The sequence below is a fragment of the Pseudarthrobacter cellobiosi genome (assembly GCF_023913755.1).
In the GTDB taxonomy this organism is placed as follows: Bacteria; Actinomycetota; Actinomycetes; order Actinomycetales; family Micrococcaceae; genus Arthrobacter; species Arthrobacter cellobiosi.
Genome location: NZ_JAMXBJ010000048.1, coordinates 168,545 through 186,574 on the forward strand (window position 1 = coordinate 168,545; position 18,030 = coordinate 186,574).

General features: G+C 65.9%; 15 protein-coding genes. 11 read left to right on the forward strand and 4 right to left on the reverse strand.

Translation table 11 applies throughout. The features are described 5' to 3' along the window. Positions 1 to 54 precede the first annotated feature (54 nt). Positions 55 to 993, reverse strand: a complete 939-nt coding sequence (locus NG696_RS15370; protein ID WP_252569229.1) for a proteasome assembly chaperone family protein — start codon at positions 991 to 993, stop codon at positions 55 to 57. A gap of 25 nt (positions 994 to 1,018) precedes the next feature. Here NG696_RS15370 and NG696_RS15375 point away from each other — a divergent pair, with 25 nt between their 5' ends. The 6 genes from NG696_RS15375 (at position 1,019) to NG696_RS15400 (ending at position 7,487) form a co-directional block, all read left to right on the forward strand. Then, on the forward strand, positions 1,019 to 1,243 hold the full coding sequence (locus tag NG696_RS15375) for a hypothetical protein (protein ID WP_252569231.1): 225 nt from the start codon (positions 1,019 to 1,021) through the stop codon (positions 1,241 to 1,243). Positions 1,244 to 1,254: 11 nt separating this feature from the next. Continuing rightward, complete coding sequence (locus NG696_RS15380; RefSeq protein WP_252569233.1) at positions 1,255 to 2,781, forward strand: leucyl aminopeptidase; 1,527 nt, start codon at positions 1,255 to 1,257, stop codon at positions 2,779 to 2,781. Between the two features lie 281 nt (positions 2,782 to 3,062). Further along, on the forward strand, positions 3,063 to 4,445 hold the full coding sequence (lpdA, locus tag NG696_RS15385; protein WP_252576080.1) for a dihydrolipoyl dehydrogenase: 1,383 nt from the start codon (positions 3,063 to 3,065) through the stop codon (positions 4,443 to 4,445). 124 nt (positions 4,446 to 4,569) lie between these two features. Next, the gene (gene sucB, locus NG696_RS15390; RefSeq protein ID WP_252576081.1) at positions 4,570 to 6,309 is read left to right on the forward strand and encodes a 2-oxoglutarate dehydrogenase, E2 component, dihydrolipoamide succinyltransferase; all 1,740 of its coding nucleotides are present in this window, start codon (positions 4,570 to 4,572) and stop codon (positions 6,307 to 6,309) included. A 166-nt stretch (positions 6,310 to 6,475) separates the two neighbouring features. Continuing rightward, positions 6,476 to 6,826, forward strand: coding sequence for a hypothetical protein (locus NG696_RS15395; protein WP_056345294.1), 351 nt, complete (start codon positions 6,476 to 6,478; stop codon positions 6,824 to 6,826). 232 nt (positions 6,827 to 7,058) lie between these two features. Beyond that, the gene (locus NG696_RS15400; RefSeq protein ID WP_111906955.1) at positions 7,059 to 7,487 is read left to right on the forward strand and encodes an OsmC family protein; all 429 of its coding nucleotides are present in this window, start codon (positions 7,059 to 7,061) and stop codon (positions 7,485 to 7,487) included. A gap of 125 nt (positions 7,488 to 7,612) precedes the next feature. Here the strand turns inward: NG696_RS15400 and NG696_RS15405 are convergent, their stop codons facing one another. Beyond that, positions 7,613 to 11,107 (reverse strand): S41 family peptidase, encoded by a 3,495-nt coding sequence (locus NG696_RS15405; RefSeq protein ID WP_252576082.1) that lies wholly within the window; start codon positions 11,105 to 11,107, stop codon positions 7,613 to 7,615. Positions 11,108 to 11,181: 74 nt separating this feature from the next. Between NG696_RS15405 and NG696_RS15410 the strand changes: the two genes are divergently transcribed. After that, complete coding sequence (locus NG696_RS15410) at positions 11,182 to 12,075, forward strand: TIGR01777 family oxidoreductase (RefSeq protein ID WP_252569242.1); 894 nt, start codon at positions 11,182 to 11,184, stop codon at positions 12,073 to 12,075. Positions 12,076 to 12,129: 54 nt separating this feature from the next. Here NG696_RS15410 and NG696_RS15415 read toward each other — a convergent pair whose 3' ends face one another. Next, entirely contained in the window at positions 12,130 to 14,139 is a 2,010-nt protein-coding gene (locus NG696_RS15415; protein ID WP_252576083.1) for a serine/threonine-protein kinase, read from the reverse strand. A 148-nt stretch (positions 14,140 to 14,287) separates the two neighbouring features. Between NG696_RS15415 and lipB the strand changes: the two genes are divergently transcribed. From lipB to NG696_RS15435, 4 genes are all read left to right on the forward strand, one after another. Beyond that, positions 14,288 to 14,956, forward strand: a complete 669-nt coding sequence (gene lipB / locus NG696_RS15420; RefSeq protein WP_252569247.1) for a lipoyl(octanoyl) transferase LipB — start codon at positions 14,288 to 14,290, stop codon at positions 14,954 to 14,956. Further along, complete coding sequence (gene lipA / locus NG696_RS15425; protein WP_252569249.1) at positions 14,953 to 15,960, forward strand: lipoyl synthase; 1,008 nt, start codon at positions 14,953 to 14,955, stop codon at positions 15,958 to 15,960. The genes lipB and lipA overlap by 4 nt, the downstream gene beginning before the upstream one ends. 86 nt (positions 15,961 to 16,046) lie before the next feature. Continuing rightward, on the forward strand, positions 16,047 to 16,799 hold the full coding sequence (locus NG696_RS15430; RefSeq protein ID WP_252569252.1) for a DUF4191 domain-containing protein: 753 nt from the start codon (positions 16,047 to 16,049) through the stop codon (positions 16,797 to 16,799). 101 nt (positions 16,800 to 16,900) lie between these two features. Continuing rightward, positions 16,901 to 17,257: a DUF3817 domain-containing protein gene (locus NG696_RS15435; protein WP_252576084.1), complete on the forward strand. Its 357-nt coding sequence runs from the start codon at positions 16,901 to 16,903 to the stop codon at positions 17,255 to 17,257. 69 nt (positions 17,258 to 17,326) lie between these two features. Here NG696_RS15435 and NG696_RS15440 read toward each other — a convergent pair whose 3' ends face one another. After that, the gene (locus NG696_RS15440; RefSeq protein ID WP_252569256.1) at positions 17,327 to 17,764 is read right to left on the reverse strand and encodes an RDD family protein; all 438 of its coding nucleotides are present in this window, start codon (positions 17,762 to 17,764) and stop codon (positions 17,327 to 17,329) included. Positions 17,765 to 18,030 lie beyond the last annotated feature (266 nt).

Below are 18,030 nucleotides of genomic sequence, written 5' to 3' on the forward strand. Positions count from 1 at the left end.
GGGCTGCTGCCCGGACCAGGGCAGGCGTCTGCCAGGCGGACGCCGTGGGGCGGGCTACGGGTGCGGGTTCTCGCGGGCCAGGTAGGCCTCCACGGCCGCGCCCAGCTCGTCCCCGTTGGGCAGTTCGTCATTTTCATCGGCCAGGAGCGAGCGCCGGACGGTGCCTTCGGCCTTCTCGTCGTAACGTTCCTCCAGCCGGGTGACCACCTGCTGCACATCTTCCGAGGCGGCCACCTGCTCGGCGATCTGGCGGCCCACTTCCCGGCCCGCTTCGCGCAGCCGGTCCGCAGGCAACATCAGGGACGTCGCGGCACCCAGGAATTCAAGTCCGGCTACAGCGGCTGGCGGGTATTCCGCCTCAGCAAGGTAGTGCGGAACGTGGATCACGTAGCCGGCAACATTGCGCTCAGCTTCCATCAGCCGCAGCTCCAGGATATGGCCCACGGCCGCCGGAACGTCAACCGTGGGCTTCCAGACCGAAATGCCCTCGATCAGTTCCGGACGGTTGCCGTGGACGGTCACACCCACTGGGCGAGTGTGCGGCACCGGCATGGGAATGGAGTGGATCCAGGTCACGAGGTTCACGTCCAGCTTTTCCACAATGCCGACGACGGCGCGCGCGAACCGCTCCCATTGAAGGTCAGGTTCAAAGCCGGCCAGCAGCAGGAAGGGGCTGCCGAGCCCGTCCGTCAGCTTGTACAGCGCCAGCTTCGGCTGCTGATAGTCCTGAAGATGATCCTCCACGAAGGAGATGTGGGGCCTCCGCGACCGGTAGTCGATGAGCTGGTCGGCGTCGAACACAGCCACCGTCTCGGCGTCGAGGGTATCCAGGAACTCCGCATTGATCTGCTTCACCACGTGGCCGGCATCGGCAAAGCCGGTGAAACCCATCACCAGGTTCAGCCCGCGGAGCGCCGGGCTGTGGAACAGCTCGATGTTGCTCGCATAGAGCGCATCGGGGTCCAGCAGGGAACCGGAAATCCGTTCAAGCACGGCGTTCGTCCTTTCAAGGAGTCGGGTGAATATCTTGTACAACGCGGCCAGGCACCCCGGAATTCCGCCAGCCGGTGTGGCGCAGGTCTCAGGAGATTCCGCTGCCTCGGCCCGCAGCGGCTACGATCGTGAATGGCCCGCCGGACGGGTTAACCGGCACCCCGGCGACGTCCCGATCGGACGGCCGCCGGATTTCCATGGCCGGGCGCCTGACATCCATACCAGCGCGAACAGCCTTTTCGAGAATTGAGGACTTACCCCGTGGTCAAGAATACTGAAATCAACCTTAGTACCCTCGCTAAGGACCTGAAGAGGACCCCCAGTGACGCCGTTGTCATCGGCGTGGGACAGGGATCGGACGGACCTGTCCTGCTTGAGAACCCGCTGACCGCAAAATCTGCTGAAGCGCTGACCGATTCCCTGAAGGTCCTGGGCGTCACCGGCGCCGCTGACCAGATCGTTCGGCTGCCCGGCCTGCCGGAAACGGGTGCCGGGGTCCTGGTTCTCGCCGGCGTTGGCAAGGTGGCCGCTGGCCGTCCGCTGACCGAAGAGGCCCTGCGGCGGGCCGCAGGTTCCGCCGTCCGCCAGCTCGGCGGCCTGCCCACTGTCGTCCTCGCGCTCCCGACGGCGGGAGTCGCCGACGTCGCGGCGGTCGCGGAGGGTGCCGCCCTGGGAGCCTATTCCTTTACCGAATACCGGTCGTCCAACGACGGGCTGAAGGAACCGGTCCGCAACGCAGTGATCTACACCGATGTTGCTGCCAATGATGCGCTTCGCTCTGCACTGACGCGTGCGGGCCTGATCGGCAAAGCCGTCAACGCGACTCGGTCCCTGGTCAACCAGCCGCCCAGCCACCTGTATCCCGAGTCCTTCGCCGAGGCCGCTAAGGAGCTGTCCAAGGGCCTGCCTGTTAAGGTGACGGTCTGGGACGAAAAGCGCCTCGAAAAGGAAGGCTTCGGCGGCATCATGGGCGTGGGCAAGGGGTCCACGCGCCAGCCCCGCCTTGTGAAGGTCGAGTACGCCCCCGCAAAGGCCACCGCAAAAATCGCACTGGTGGGCAAGGGCATCACGTTTGATACCGGCGGAATCTCGATCAAGCCGGCCCTTGGCATGGGTGACATGAAGAGCGATATGGCGGGCGCCGCCGTCGTCCTTAATACTGTGCTGGCGATCGCGGGACTTGGCCTTCCGGTGAAGGCGACCGCCTGGCTCTGCATCGCAGAAAACATGCCCTCCGGTGCGGCCTCACGGCCGGCGGATGTCCTCACCATGTTCGGCGGCAAGACCGTTGAGGTGCTGAACACCGATGCCGAGGGCCGCCTGGTTATGGCAGACGGCATTGTCGCGGCGAGCCTCGAATACCCTGACGCCATCATCGACGTCGCCACCCTCACCGGTGCGCAGCTCATCGCCCTCGGCAACAGGACCGCCGGCGTGATGGGCTCTGACAGTGTCACCGGGCCACTCAAGGCCGCCGCCGACCGTGCGGGCGAACTGGTGTGGCCCATGCCGCTGCCGGAGGAACTGCGCCCGAGCATCGACTCCCAGGTGGCCGACCTCGCCAATATTGGTGAGCGCCATGGCGGCATGATGACCGCGGCTGTTTTCCTGCGCGAGTTTGTGGGCAAGGGCAAGGACGGAGAGCAGATCCCGTGGGCCCACATCGACATCGCCGGCCCGTCCTTCAACAACGGAAGCCCTTACGGATACACCCACAAGCAGGGCACAGGCTGCACGGTCCGCACACTGGTGGCCTACGTGGAGGACATCCTGGCGGCTGCCGCCTGACCCCGGGGGAACCCGCCCTTTGCTGTTGAGTTGTCACGCGGCTGTTTGTCCTGCGACCGCAGAACCGGCCGTGATCCCTTGGCCACATGGCCGCGTGACACTCGACACAAGCGCCCCACAAAGGCGGCGCCAAGGTGGAGCATGGATGAGGGGTTCGCTAAGGTGAACCCCGGTAGTCACAAATGCACGAGAACCTGCCTGCTGGCATAATCACGGCAGTACAAGTTCAAGACCAGATGATGCGCACGATCGCGTCATCGTTCACGCGAGGGAGCGTCTAAGTGGCCGATCAGGCAACTGCGCAAGAATTCGACATCCTGGTACTAGGTGGCGGCAGCGGCGGATACGCCACAGCCCTGCGGGCCGTACAGCTTGGCTTGACCGTTGGTCTGGTTGAGAAAGCCAAACTGGGCGGCACCTGCCTGCACAACGGCTGTATCCCGACCAAGGCCCTGCTGCACTCCGCAGAAGTTGCCGACCACGCCCGCGACGGCGCCAAGTACGGCGTCAACGTGGAGCTCCAGTCCATCGACATGACCGCCGTGAACGCCTACAAGGACGGCATCATTGCCGGTAAGTTCAAGGGCCTGCAGGGTCTGATCAAGGGCAAGGGCATCACCGTCATTGAGGGCGAAGGCAAGCTCACCGCCCCGGACACCATCACCGTCAACGGCACGGCCTACAAGGGCAAAAACATCGTCCTCGCCACCGGCTCCTACTCCCGCTCCCTTCCGGGCCTGGAAATCGGCGGCCGCGTAATCACCTCTGACGAAGCCCTCAAGATGGACTACGTGCCCAAGAGCGTCATCGTCCTGGGCGGCGGCGTCATCGGCGTCGAATTCGCTTCAGTATGGAAGTCCTTCGGCGCGGACGTCACCATCGTTGAGGGTCTGCCGTCCCTGGTGCCCAACGAGGACGCATCGATCATCAAGGTCCTGGAGCGCACCTTCAAGAAGCGCGGCATCAAGTTCAACACCGGCACCTTCTTCCAGGGCGTCGAGCAGGACAACGACGGCGTCAAGGTCACCCTGGTGGACGGCAAGACCTTCGAAGCAGACCTCCTGCTCGTGGCTGTCGGACGCGGACCGTCCACGGCGAGCCTGGGGTTCGAAGAAGCGGGCGTCACTGTTGACCGTGGCTTTGTGATCACCAACGAACGCCTCCACACCGGCGTCGGCAACGTCTACGCCGTCGGCGACATCGTTCCCGGCGTGCAGCTGGCACACCGCGGATTCCAGCAGGGCATCTTCGTCGCCGAAGAAATCGCCGGCCTGAAGCCCGTGGTTGTCGACGACATCAACGTCCCCAAGGTCACCTACTGCGATCCCGAGATTGCCTCGGTGGGTTACTCCGAGAAGGCCGCCAAGGAGAAGTTCGGCGAGGACAAGGTGGAAAGCACGGAATACAACCTGGCCGGAAACGGCAAGAGCGCCATTCTGGGCACGGGCGGCATCATCAAGTTCGTCCGCGAAAAAGACGGCCCTGTTGTTGGCGTCCACATGATCGGCACCCGCGTCGGCGAGCAGATCGGCGAGGCCCAGCTGATCGTCAACTGGGAAGCCTACCCGGAAGATGTTGCCGGACTCATCCACGCGCACCCGACGCAGAACGAGGCACTCGGCGAGGCCGCAATGGCCCTGGCCGGTCGCCCGCTTCACGGCTAATTACAGCCAGCAGCACAGCAAGACAACAGGGCTTAGTGCACCCGGCGCGACCCGCCGGGTGCACTAAGCTCGAACAAGCCAGCCATCATCCGCACAAAAGATCAATAAGGAGAACGGGGACGACATGTCTGAATCCGTTAACTTGCCCGCCCTCGGTGAGAGCGTCACCGAAGGAACCGTCACCCGCTGGCTCAAGCAGGTAGGTGACCGGGTAGAGGTGGACGAACCGCTGCTCGAGGTTTCCACCGACAAAGTAGACACTGAAATCCCCTCTCCGATTGCCGGCATCATCGAGGAAATCCTCGTTGCCGAAGACGAGACCGCCGAAGTAGGCGCTCCCCTGGTCCGTATCGGCGACGGCTCCGGCGGCGGCGCAGCCCCCGAAGCAGCAGCGCCGGCCGAGGAAGCCCCCGCCGCACCGGCCGCAGAAGCACCGGCCGCAGAAGCACCGGCTGCAGAAGCTCCCGCAGCGGCAGCACCCGCCGCTTCGGACGGCGAAAGCCACGACGTCACCCTCCCGGCACTGGGCGAAAGCGTCACCGAAGGAACCGTTACCCGCTGGCTGAAGGCCGTGGGCGACACCGTTGCAGTGGACGAACCGCTGCTCGAGGTATCCACGGACAAGGTTGACACCGAAATCCCGTCCCCCGTCGCGGGAACGCTGCAGGAAATCCGGGTCAACGAAGACGAAACCGCCGAAGTTGGCGCCGTCCTCGCCGTCATCGGCTCCGGCGCGGCAGCCCCCGCAGCCTCCGCACCGGCCCCAGCTGCAGCGCCGGCACCCGCCGCCGCGCCTGCCGCACCGGCGCCCGCAGCGGCAGCGGCACCGGCACCGGCACCCGAAGCACCCAAGGCAGAGCCTGCACCGGCGGCACCTGCCGCGGCAGCAGCACCTGCTCCCGCTACGGCCCCGGCACCCGCAGCCGAGCCTGCTGCCGGCGGCGAATCCGGCTACGTGACTCCCCTGGTCCGGAAGCTGGCCAACCAGCACGGCGTGGACGTCGCATCACTGTCCGGCACCGGCGTCGGTGGGCGCATCCGCAAGCAGGACGTCCTCGCCGCGGCAGAAGCCAAGGCCGCTCCCGCTGCAGCAGCACCGGCCAAGCCGGCCGCCGCTCCGGCCGGCCCGGCTGCCTCCTCCCTGCGTGGCACCACGCAGAAGGCACCCCGCATCCGCCAGGTCATCGCCCGCCGTATGCGCGAATCCCTCGAAATCTCCACGCAGCTCACGCAGGTGCACGAGGTGGACATGACCAAGGTGGCCAAGCTCCGCCTGAAGGCCAAGAACTCCTTCCTGGCCCAGAACGGCGTCAAGCTCACCTTCCTGCCGTTCATCGCCAAGGCCGTGGCCGAGGCCCTCAAGCAGCACCCCAAGCTCAACGCTGCGTACGACGAGGACAAGCAGGAGATCACGTACCACAACGCCGAGCACCTGGCGATCGCAGTGGACACCGACAAGGGCCTCCTGGTTCCGGTCATCTCCGATGCCGGCAACCTGAACCTGGCCGGACTGGCCGCCAAGATCGCCGACGTTGCCGGGCGCACCCGCGGCGGCAAGATCGGCCCGGACGAACTGTCCGGCGGAACGTTCAGCATCACCAACATCGGCTCTGTCGGCGCCCTGTTCGACACGCCCATCATCAACCAGCCTCAGGTGGGCATCCTGGGCACCGGCGCGATCGTCAAGCGCCCCGTGGTGGTGGCCGATGAGAACGGTGACGACTCAATCGCCATCCGCTCCATGATGTACCTATCCCTCACGTACGACCACCGCCTGGTGGACGGCGCGGATGCAGGCCGCTTCCTCCAGACCCTGAAGGCCCGCCTTGAAGAAGGCGCCTTCGAGGCCGACCTGGGACTCTAGCTCCAGGCCAAAACCGTACGACGGCGGTGCACGCACCGGTGGGAAACCACCGGAAGGCGTGCACCGCCGTCGCGGTTTAAGGGCCGGGCCCCGGTCTCCCCCGACACACACAAACCCTGCGGCCGGCCTTACTACATGGTGTAGAACCTCTGCGTAGACTGGTCGCATGATTATCGTGTACAACATCGTGGTCTTCCTGCACATCGTCGGCGCCGCCATGATCGTCGGCATCTGGATCGGGAATATGAAAACGCCCACGGTCCACCCCCGGCAGTTCGACGGCGCAGCTCTTCAGCTCATCACCGGCATTGTGCTGATGGGCCTGATCCCGTCCCTGGACATGGACGCGAATTACTTCAAGCTGGGCATCAAGTTCGCGATCGCCCTGGCCGTCGGCGTGCTGGCTTTCATCGGCCGCCGCAAATACAAAAAGGGCGAAGACATCAGCAAGGGCCTGGCCCACGGAGTTGGCGGACTTGCACTGCTCAACGTGGCCATCGCCACGCTGTGGAACTGAACGCCGGCTGAACCACTCACGACGGCGCCGCTCCCCTTCTTTGGGGTGCGGCGCCGTCGCTGTTTAACGGCCAAGCGGTGACCGCCACGCAGCCGCCAGGCGGCTGGGTTGCACAGTCACAATCCACTGAGAGCGGACACCCTGTGCACGGCCGCCGCTCAATCCCTAGGATTGGAACCGGCGGGGCCAGGCAACGGCCGGTCCCGGTTCGAACCGACTTTGAGGAGTGGACATGGCAGCAACACGCACCGCGCACACAGTATGGAACGGCGACCTGATGACAGGGTCGGGTCAGACCACGCTGGACAGCTCCGGCCTGGGCACATTTGAGGTTACCTGGAAGGCACGCACCGAAGCGGCCGAGGGCAAGACCAGCCCGGAAGAACTGATCGCCGCAGCGCACGCGAGCTGCTTCTCGATGGCGTTCAGCAATATGCTCGCCCAGGCCGGACATGCTCCGGAAGAAGTCAACACCAAAGCCGACGTGACCTTCGTTCCCGGCACGGGCATCACGGGGAGCCACCTGACGATGTCGGCAAAGATTCCCGGCATCTCCGAAGAGGAGTTCCAGCGGATCGCCGGCGAGGCCAAGACCGGCTGCCCGGTTTCCGGCGCGCTGGCCAGCATCGAGATCACCCTGGACGCGTCCCTGGAATCCTGATCCGCTCCGGCGGCTGCCGCGTTCGCTATGGACGCTGACGGTTCCTGAGACAGAGCAGGCCCTGCCCCGCCCGGACTGACCGGGAGGGGCAGGGCCTTCTTTGTTCTGTTGCTGCCTGGCTGGCCCTATTCGCCGTGCCGGCGGGCCGGAAGCGGTGCGGGCTTGAGGCGACGGTAGCCTTCGCGGACCGGGGGCTTGTCCGTGGGCAGCTCCTGGATCATTTCCTTGAGCGCACCGATCCCGTATTCCAACTGGGGGTCCCTGCCGGCGGCATAAGCGTGCGGCGGGTAGAGCACTTCGATGTCGGGATCCACGCCGTAGTTTTCCACGGACCAGCCCACGCCGCCACCGAACCAGGTGGCATACCGCGGCTGGGTCACTCCGGTGCCGTCAGCCAGGGAGAACCTGTTATCGATCCCCACCACACCGCCCCACGTGCGCGTGCCGATCACCGGGCCGATCCCCCGCAGTTTGGAGACCTGGGTGATGATATCGCCGTCGGAGCCGGCAAATTCATCGGCGAGGATGATCACCGGACCCCGCGGCGCGTGGTGCGGGTACGTCCGCGGACGTTCGCCGCGGGGCATGCTCCAGCCGGTGACCTTCCGGCCAATCAGTTCCGCCACCAGCTGGGACGTGTGGCCGCCACGGTTCCGGCGGACGTCCACGATGAGGCCGTCCAGGGCAGTTTCGGTGTCCAGGTCGCGGTGCAGCTGCGCCCAGCCGTTGGCCATCATGTCCGGGATGTGCAGGTACCCGTAGCGGCCGCCGGAGGCCTCCCGGACGGTCAGGCGGTTCGCGGCCACCCACTCCTGGTAGCGCAGGCGTTCCTCGTCCTTGACCGGGATCACGGCGATCCGCCGCTGCTCCCCTGCCTCGGCTCCATGCGCGGCTCCGTTGCGCAGTGTCAGCTCCACAGCCCGTCCGGCGGCGCCCACCAGCTGCATCGCGGGGCTCAGCTTGGCGGACAGCGGCACTCCGTCAATGGCCAGAACTACATCCCCGGCCATGGCGGCAGCGCCGGGCCTGGTCAGCGGCGAAGTGGCCAGCGGGTCCGAGGACTCCCCGGCCAGGATCCGGGTGATCTCCCAGCCCGCCGCTGTGAAGGCAAAGTCTGCGCCAAGCCGTCCCTGGCCGTTGCTGCCGTTTTCCGTGACCGATGCGGGCCGGACGTAGGCGTGCGAGGTGCCCAGCTCCCCGTGCAGCTCCCAGAGCAGGTCCACCAGATCATCGTGGGACCCCAACCGGTCAACGATCGGACGGTACCGCTTGTGGATCGACTCCCAGTCCTGTCCTGCCATGTCTTCGGCCCAGAAGAAATCGCGCTGCAGGCGCCAGGCTTCGTCGAACGCCTGGCCCCAGACGCTGAGCGGATCCATCATCACGCGGATGCGGCCCAGGTCCACCTTGACCAGCTGGCCCGATTCCTCATCGGCTTTCGCAGCAGAGGGAACCACGCTGATCTGCTTGTCGTTGACCAGCACCACCTTCTTGCCGTCGCCGGAGAGCCGGTAGCTGTCCAGGGCTTCCACCAGTGTGGCGGACTTCCGGCGGGCCAGGTCGAACCGGACCAGGCTGGGGCGGGCGTCCTTGTCTTCCTGGCTGGCTTTGCCGTCGCCGGTGACGCCTGCCAGGGCCCAGTCCAGCCACAGCAGTGCACCCTCCGTTGACGTGAGTGACGTGTAGTTGCCCTGGGGCACCGGAACGCCGATGACCCGGTGGGCCAGCCCGGCCGGATCCACGCGGACCGCGGGACCTGCCGCGGTGTCTGTGTCCGTGGTGTCCGCGCTGTCCGTGTTTGCGGCAGGGGACAGGTCAACAGCGGGGCCAAACGGCGACGGCGTCGTGGCAGCCAGTGCCACCAGGTACGGCTTGATGGGGCTGGGGAAGGACAGGTCGAACGAGTGGCCGTCGTACACCGGGTCAAAGCTGCGGTTGGACAGGAAGGCCAGGAACTTACCGTCCGGCGTGAAGCTTGGGGACCCGTCGCAGAAACGGCCGTCAGTGACCTCGACGATGCCGCCCGCCAGGTCTGCGGCATTGGCCAGCCGGAGGCGGCTCCGGGAGCCGAACGAGGTGACAGGTTCGGACCAGGCCAGCCACTGGGAGTCAGGAGACCACGCGAGTTCCGCGATGCTGCCCTCGCCGATGCTGGTGACCAGGGACAGGTCCCCGGTGGCTGTGTCCGCTACATAAATGTCGCCGAAAGAGGTTCCCACGGCAATCCACCGGCCATCGGGGCTCGCTTCCAGGGCGCTGGCGCGTGACGGCTTGGGGAAGGCGATGCGGGTCGGCAGACCGGACCGTCCTGCGTTGACGTCGGCTTCCGCCGGGGAGTGGGCGGCGTCGGCCGGCGATTTATCGGCCGGGGAGTCATCAGGCACTGGAACAACGACGTCGGCAATCACCGGTGCGGATGATGCCGCCGCGGGAACCGGGCGCGGCAGTGGCGCTTCCGATTGGTCCCGAGCGGCTGCAGCGGGTACGGCAGCCGGGGCTGCCGTGACGGCAGGGACCACGGTGTCGGGGACCTGCGCGGCAATCTCCTTGATGTAGATTGCCTCCACGCCGTCGTGATCGGCGACGTAAGCGAGACGGCCGCCGTCGAGCGGCCTGGGGAGCCGTGCCCGGACACCCGGGGTGGCCTCGACGATACGGGAGGGGCCGTCCTGGTGACGGAGCCAGTGAAGAGTGCCATGGGCCTCCACTGCGCTGGCGGAGCCGCTGTCATCCGGCACCACCGTGCCCAGATGCTTGGAGGTTTTCAGCAGGCCCGGGCGACGCGATTGCGACGCGGAACCCAGCGAGATGTCCAGCCGTACCGCGGCAGAGGACAGATCGTGCAGGATCCAGAGCTCACCGGCAGATTCGAAGATGACCCGCCCACCGTCGGTGGACGCGTGCCGGACGTAGAAGTCCTCGTGGTCGGTGTGCCGTCGAAGATCGCCGCCGCCGGGCAGCACCGAGTACAGGTTTCCGTAACCCTCGTGGTCTGACAGGAACGCGATGCGCCCGTCCACCCACAGCGGATCTGCGAGGTTTCCGTCGAGGTGGGGAACCAGACGCTCGAACTCGCCGTTTCCGTCCGCATCAATCCAGAGCTTGCCCGCTGTGCCGCCGCGGTACCGCTTCCACCAGGCCGGTTCGCGGGAGAGCACGCTGGCCAGGACAACCGGCCGCTCGTCCCCTACTTCGGTACCGAAGGCCACGGATTCGACCGGCCCGAAGGGGAGCTCCTCAGCCGACCCGCCGTCGATCGGGACGCTGTAAGCATAGGTGTGCCGGCTTTCAGCCTGGCGGAACGCGCTGGTCACTACTACGTCGCCGGCTGCCGTGAAGCCTTTGACCTTGGTTGTGGCGTGGCCGAAATACGTCAGTTGCCGGTAGCCACCGCCGTCCACATCCGCCGAGACCACTTCCGGGGAGGTTCCCTGGATGACAGTCCAGACCAGCCGTTTGCCGTCAGGCGTAAACCGCGGATTGCGGGCGGGCAGCTGCAGTGACGAAACCCGCCAGGCGCGGCCGCCGCTGAGCGGCGCGATCCACACGTCGTCCTCTGCCACAAACGTGACCAGATCGCCGTGGACATGCGGAAACCGGAAGTAGCTCGAAGAAGTCATCGTTCGATCATAGTCAACTCCCGGTACGGTCCCGGGGAGGTACCGGCGGCGTGCGGGCCGTGGTGAGATGGATCATGCACATCGTCATTGCCGGGGCCTCAGGGCTGATCGGGACCCATTTGTCCGCAACGCTGCGAGAGGCCGGCCATGACGTGACCGCCCTCGTCCGACGCGAGCCCACGTCCTCAGCCGAAATCCGCTGGGACCCCGCAGCGCGCCGCCTGGATCCGGCGGCGCTGGCCGGCGCGGACACCGTGATCAACCTGTCCGGTGCCGGGATCGGGGACAGACCTTGGACAAGACGCCGAATCGACGAGCTGTTGACTTCGCGCTTGGCCGCCACCGGCACCCTGACCGCGGCCATGGCCACGCTTGACGACCCGCCGCGCACGTTTATCAGCCAGTCGGGATCCAACTACTACGGCGATTCCGGGTCCGCCCAGCTCCGGGAGAACGCGTCGCCGGGCTCGGGTGTTCTGTCACGTATCTGCGTCGAGTGGGAGGCCGCCGCCCATCAGGCGCCGTCCGGCGTCCGCGTGGTCACACCACGCACCGGTGTTGTCCTCAGCCCCACAGGTGGCGCACTAGGCCGGCTGCTGCCGCTGCTTCGCCTCGGACTGGGCGGTCCACTCGGCCACGGCCGGCAGTACTGGCCGTGGATCACACTTCCGGACGTCGCCGCAGCATTTATGTTCCTTGCTGACTCCGGGCTCCACGGACCGGTCAACGTCTGCGCCCCCGAAAGCGCTGACGTCAACGCGTTGGTCGGCGCCTTGGCATCCGCGCTCCACCGGCCGGCATTTTTCCGGGTACCTTCGCCGGCCCTGCGCCTGGTCCTGGGTCAGTTGGCCGATGAACTCATCCTTCCCAGCCAGCGGATGGAACCGGCGGCACTGGAAGCAGCCGGCTTCCAGTGGCAGCACCCGTCACTGGCCCAGGCCGCTGCCTGGGTGGCCGGCAAGCACTGAGCCTGAGCCAATGGGCTGAGCCAACGGGCTGAGGCAACGGGCTGAGGCAACCAGTCAGGTCCCGGGAAGGACGTCCGTGATCCGCCAGCGGCCGTCAACGGAGACCAGCACCAGCCGGAGGTTCTGGGCGGCCACCGGTGCGCCGGCCGCCACGATCGCTCCGGAATCGTCCCTTTCCTCATAGGGCGACGTGGCTGACGTGACACTGACAACAACCTGGCCGGATGGACTGCCGGGCTGGACCTGCAGATCCGCTACGGAACTCGTGAATCCGGCCAGGACGTGGCCTGACTCCTGGAGCTCGGCCTTAAGGCCTGCATCCGTGGCAGAGGCCGCCGATCCCGGGGCATTAACCAGATCCAACAGCTCCAGCCGGCCGGAGCTGAAGGCCAGGGACCTCACGGCGGCCAGTCCCTGGACTGCTTCGAGCGGGTCCGCAGAGTCCAGCTGGGCCGCGGCGTCTCCCGGGACGCCTGCGGCGGCGAGCATGGTGTCCAGCTCGCCGGTGACCACCTCGCCGGTCTCCGCACTCTCCGCTTCTGCCCGTGCGCCGGTCCTGTCGCCGGCACTGGCAGCCACCGCCCCTGGTCCGCCGGACACCGCCCACGGCCCCTCCGGCCCAAAGGCGCCAGCGGCCCAGATGGCTCCTGCCACTATGGCGCCGGCTCCCACCGCCAGCAGCACCGTGCACCGATTGCGTCCGGCCATCCCCGCACGCCCGCCGCGCCGATCCGGTTCGGGGCGAACCATGTTCTGCGTCGCCACTTTCCTACGCTTCGCACCGATGTGGTCTTGATGTTTCGGGCCGGGTTCCACCACCTTCTGTGACGCCACCGTCCGTCGTTTCGCCCCCGGTTTTGGTTGGGGATCCTTCGGGCCAGGTTCCACGGCATGCGTGCCGCGCGGCGCCGGCTTTTCACCGTCGACCGCCTGGACCGGTGCGGCGAGGCCTCCGGCCGCTGGTGCGCTGGCCTCAGGTGCGCTGACCTCTGGTGCGCGGGGCTTCGGTGCGCGCACCACGGGCATCTCCGCTTTCTCCCCAGCCGGGAACGGAAGGACCTGCCGCACCCCCATCAGCCCGGACCAACGCGACGTCGAGATCCGGCGCCGCCAGGCCCGGAGACCATTCCGGAGCGCGCCGCCGGGATGTTCCGGGACGGGGCGCCGCGTCAGCAGCTGCGGGATAACCGTGGCGTGGACGGAGGACGCGAGGTCCACCGGCAGCGGCGGGGCACTGCGGTAGACCGCCGTCGCCAGCTCAAGAGCCGTGGGCCGGAGCCGCCGGTCCTCATTAAGGCCAGCTTCCAGAGCCGCGGCCAGCTCGACTGGAACGTCAGGGAGCAGGAGGGAAAGAGGCGGGCGGTCGGCGGTACGGCGTGGCGGCTGGCCCGTAAGGCAGTACCACCCCAGCGCCGCCACCGAGTAAACGTCGCGTTCCGGCTGCAGCCCCGCCCTCACGGCGTCCACCGGTGCCGGATCCATGAACCCCGGGGTGCCATGGTCCGGCACTGCCGAAACATCACCCACCATCCTGGCGATGCCGACGTCGGACAGCATTGGCTTGCCATGGCCTGTAAAGAGGACGTTCCCGGGCGATACGTCACCGTGGGTGAACCCCTGGCCGTGCAGGTAGCCAAGTACCTGGGCAATAGGAGTGAGCACGGTGACCGTCTCCCCGATGGTGAGCTTGGCCCTGCTGCCGACCAGCTCTCCGAGGGAACCGCCAGGCGCGTAATCCAGCAGCAGCCCGATTGTCCCTCCGGCCGACACTGCTGATCCGGCCGGCCCGCGAAGACGGAAGGCGTCGTGGGCTTTGATGAGGTGGTGGTGGTCAAGGACAGAAAGAATGCGGATTTCACGGCGGATGGCCTCCTCGGAGTCGGCCCCGGCTTCCCTGTGTTCGCCGGGACCGGTCGCGCCGCTGTGCCCTGCACCGAGCCATTTCAGCGCAAACTCGCGGCCGGACCTTTCGTCAGTAACCAGCCACACCGTTGAACTTCCGCCTCGGCCCAACACGCGGCCCACCAGGAACCCGGGAACTACGGGAGCAGTGAAATCATCCATGACTCATGTCTAGCGGAATCCGGGAATGCCTGCAGAAGTTATCCACAGGCCATGGGCCTCCACCGGATCCGCCAGTGCATGAGTCAGTGCATGAGAGGTCTGACACTATAACCGGACCCCTCGCGGATCGGGGTCTAAGCTTGACGGCATGACTCTTGAGTTTTCACAGGTGGGTCTCGCCCCGGACTTCGTTGACTACACGCGCGGCTGGGATCTGCAGCGCGGGATCCACAGCAAGGTCGTCACAGCCGAAGCACCCAGCACTGTCCTCATCCTTGAACATGCCGCCGTCTATACAGCGGGCAAGCTCACAGAAGAGCACGAGCGCCCGTTGGACGGCACGCCCGTCGTTGCGGTGGACCGCGGCGGAAAGCTGACCTGGCATGGCCCCGGCCAGCTGATCGCGTATCCGATCCTCAAGCTGAAGAACCGGTCAGGCATCCGAGACTACGTTGAGCGGCTCGAAGCCGTCATGATCGCGGTTATGGCTGACTATGGCATCAACGCAGAGCGCATCAAGGGACGCGCCGGCGTGTGGATCACGGCGGACAGCAAGGGTCCGGACCGGAAGATTGCAGCAATCGGCATCCGGGTCCTGGACGGGGTCACAATGCACGGCGTCGCCATTAACTGCAACAATGATCTGGCGCCTTATGCCCAGATCATCGCCTGTGGCATCACCGACGCCAGCGTCACCACAATGTCCATCGAAACCGGCAGGGACATCGCCCCGGGCGATATCGCGGACCGGTTCGTGGAAGAATTTCGCAAGCACGAAGAAGCACTCGTTTCAAGCCCTGAGGGAGCACTCCTGTGACACTGGCACCAGAAGGCCGGAAGCTGCTGCGCGTTGAGCAGCGCAACTCTGCAGTACCCGTGGAGCGGAAGCCGGAGTGGATCAAGGCGAAGGTCCAGATGGGTCCTGAGTATGTCCAGCTCAAGAACCTGGTCAAGAAGGAAGGCCTGCACACGGTGTGTGAGGAGGCCGGCTGCCCGAACATTTTTGAGTGCTGGGAAGACAAGGAAGCCACGTTCCTGATCGGCGGGTCCGAATGCACGCGGCGCTGTGATTTCTGCCAGATCGACACGGGCAAGCCGTCCCCGGTGGACATGTTCGAGCCCACGAAGGTGGCCCGCTCGGTCCTGGCCATGCAGCTGCGCTACGCCACGGTGACCGGTGTGGCCCGGGATGACCTGGCCGATGAGGGTGTGTGGCTGTACGCCGAGACGGTCCGGAAGATCCACGAGCTGAACCCGGGCACCGGCGTCGAACTGCTGATCCCGGACTTCTCCGGCAAGCCCGAGCACATCGCGGCGATCTGTGATTCGAAGCCGGAGGTCTTCGCGCACAACGTCGAGACCGTGCCCCGGATCTTCAAGCGCATCCGGCCCGCGTTCCGGTACGACCGGTCCCTGGATGTCATCACCCAGGGCCGCAAGCTCGGGATGGTGACCAAGTCCAACCTGATCCTGGGCATGGGCGAGACGCGCGAGGAAATCTCCGAAGCCCTGCGCGACCTGCACGAGGCCGGCTGCGACCTGATCACCATCACCCAGTACCTGCGCCCCTCCGAACGGCACCTGCCGGTGGACCGCTGGGTCAAGCCGCAGGAGTTCGTGGACCTCCAGGACGAGGCCAACGAAATCGGTTTCCTCGGCGTCATGAGTGGCCCGCTGGTCCGTTCCTCCTACCGGGCCGGCCGGCTCTGGGCCACCGCGATGCGCAAGAAGGGCTGGGAAATCCCCGCCCAGCTCGCCCACATCGAGTCCTCCGGCAGCACCCGCCAGGAAGCCAGCTCACTGCTCGCCGCACATTCCTAAGCCATAGTTTGGTATCCCTGAGGGCCCGCACCGGACATTCTCCGGCGTCCGGCCCTCAGGCATAAATCACGTAGAATTGAGGAACTATGGCGAACTCCCCTGATTCCAGTAACAGCACTCCGGCGGCCTCTGACGTCCCGAAGCGTGGCCTCTTCTCGCGCAAGCCAAAAGAAGCAAAGGTCAAGAAGCCCAGCCGGCTCAAGCAGATCGGCGAAGTCTTTAACATGACCCGCCGCCATGACCCCATGGTCCCGTGGCTGATGCTGCTGGCGTTCCTGGGTGTTGTGGCTGTCAGCTTCCTGGTGGGTTTTTGGCTGGACAACTGGATCACCGGCCTGCTCATCGGTATTCCGCTGGGCCTCCTCGGCGCCACCCTGATCCTCTCCCGGCGTGCCGAGCGCGCTGCCTTCGCCCAGATCGAGAACCAGCCCGGAGCCTCAGGCGCGGCCCTGGGCACGCTTAAGCGCGGCTGGATCACCGAGGACCAGCCGGTCGCCGTAAACCCGCGCACGCAGGACGCCGTGTTCCGCGCCGTCGGCCGTCCCGGCGTCGTTCTCGTCAGCGAAGGCCCCACCATCCGCGTCAAGCCAATGCTCGACGCCGAGCGTAAGCGCCTTGCGCGCATCCTCCCGAACGTCACGGTCCACATGATCGAAAGCGGCCGCGGCGAGGGCCAGGTTCCCATCAGCCAGGTAGCCAAGAAGATGGGCAAGCTGAAGAACGAACTGACCAAGCTTGAGGTGAATGCGGTATCCAAACGCATTTCCTCGCTGGGCAACCGCCTCCCGATTCCCAAGGGAATCGACCCTTACAAAGCGCGCCCCAACCGCGGACGCTAAAACTCTTGAACCGCCCCGGTTCCCGGCTTGGCCGGAACCAGGGCGGTTTTTGTCTGCCGGACGCCGCCCAACCAGGCGGGACATTGATTGGAAGTAGCTACATGACGAGTCCTGCTAGAACCCTTGTTATCCGGGCCTTCCGCGTCCTGGCGGTTGCCGAAGCCTTCAGCTGGGCCGCGCTGCTGGCAGGCATGTACTCCAAGTGGATCGCCAAAACCACCGAACTGGGTGTGGAGATTGCCGGACCTATCCATGGTGCGCTGTTTGTGGGCTACGGCATCGCAGCCCTCACCCTGTGGCGGCTCCAGCGGTGGCCCTTCGTTGTGGCCCTGTTCGCGGGACTGTCGGCGGTGTTCCCGTTCGCCACTGTCGCGTTCGAACGCTGGGCCGGAAAGCGCGGCTACCTGACGCCAGGCACGGCCGTTCCTGCCGGGACAAAGGAAACAGCGGGGGTCTGACGGCGCATTGCCCTGTATTCCGGCGCCGTCTGAGCCGGCATGCCGGGGCTGCCAACTGCCTGGATACTGCTAGCGCCGTACGAGAACGGTATTCATCGCCTTGTCGTGCAGTCCCCGCTGGTCCGGATCGAAAATTACGGCGGGAATCACCAGGCACAGCAGCACTGACCTCACCACGGCAGCCATCGGACCCGCGGGCCCACCGCCCAGGCGCAGCACATGGATCCCGGCCACGCGGTGGCCGATGCTGTAACCGAGGGTACCCACAAGCAGCATCTGTTCCGCGGCGAAAATCGCCAACGTGGCCCAGGAATCACCGCCAAAGGCAAAATTGCTGATCAGCAGGGCAATCCCCCAGTCAAGGACGATGGCGAGGATGCGCCTGCCCGCCCTGGCGATGGAGCCGGAACCGGATTCGGGCATTCCCAGGCGCTCCCCCGGGTACTTTGAGATGCCGGACGTGTCCGGTCCGCTGAGCCAGGAGCCAATGTCATTGCGATCTACCACCGTCCAAGCTTACCGACTCACCGCCGACCACAGAGTGGAAACCGTTGGACCGCACTACGGACACCGGATAGCGTTACCTGATCAGGACAATTCTGTAACCTGAACAGGGCATTCTGTAACCTGCCCGAAACAATGTGGACACTGTCGGGAAATGACGTGTCCATAGGCTGATAGCAGTTTCAAGCAATACCTGCCAAGCAGGGAAACTTGGTTTCCCTGCCCTTCGGATTGCGCTGGATCAGTTGGCTTGCCAGCCAGTTATTACA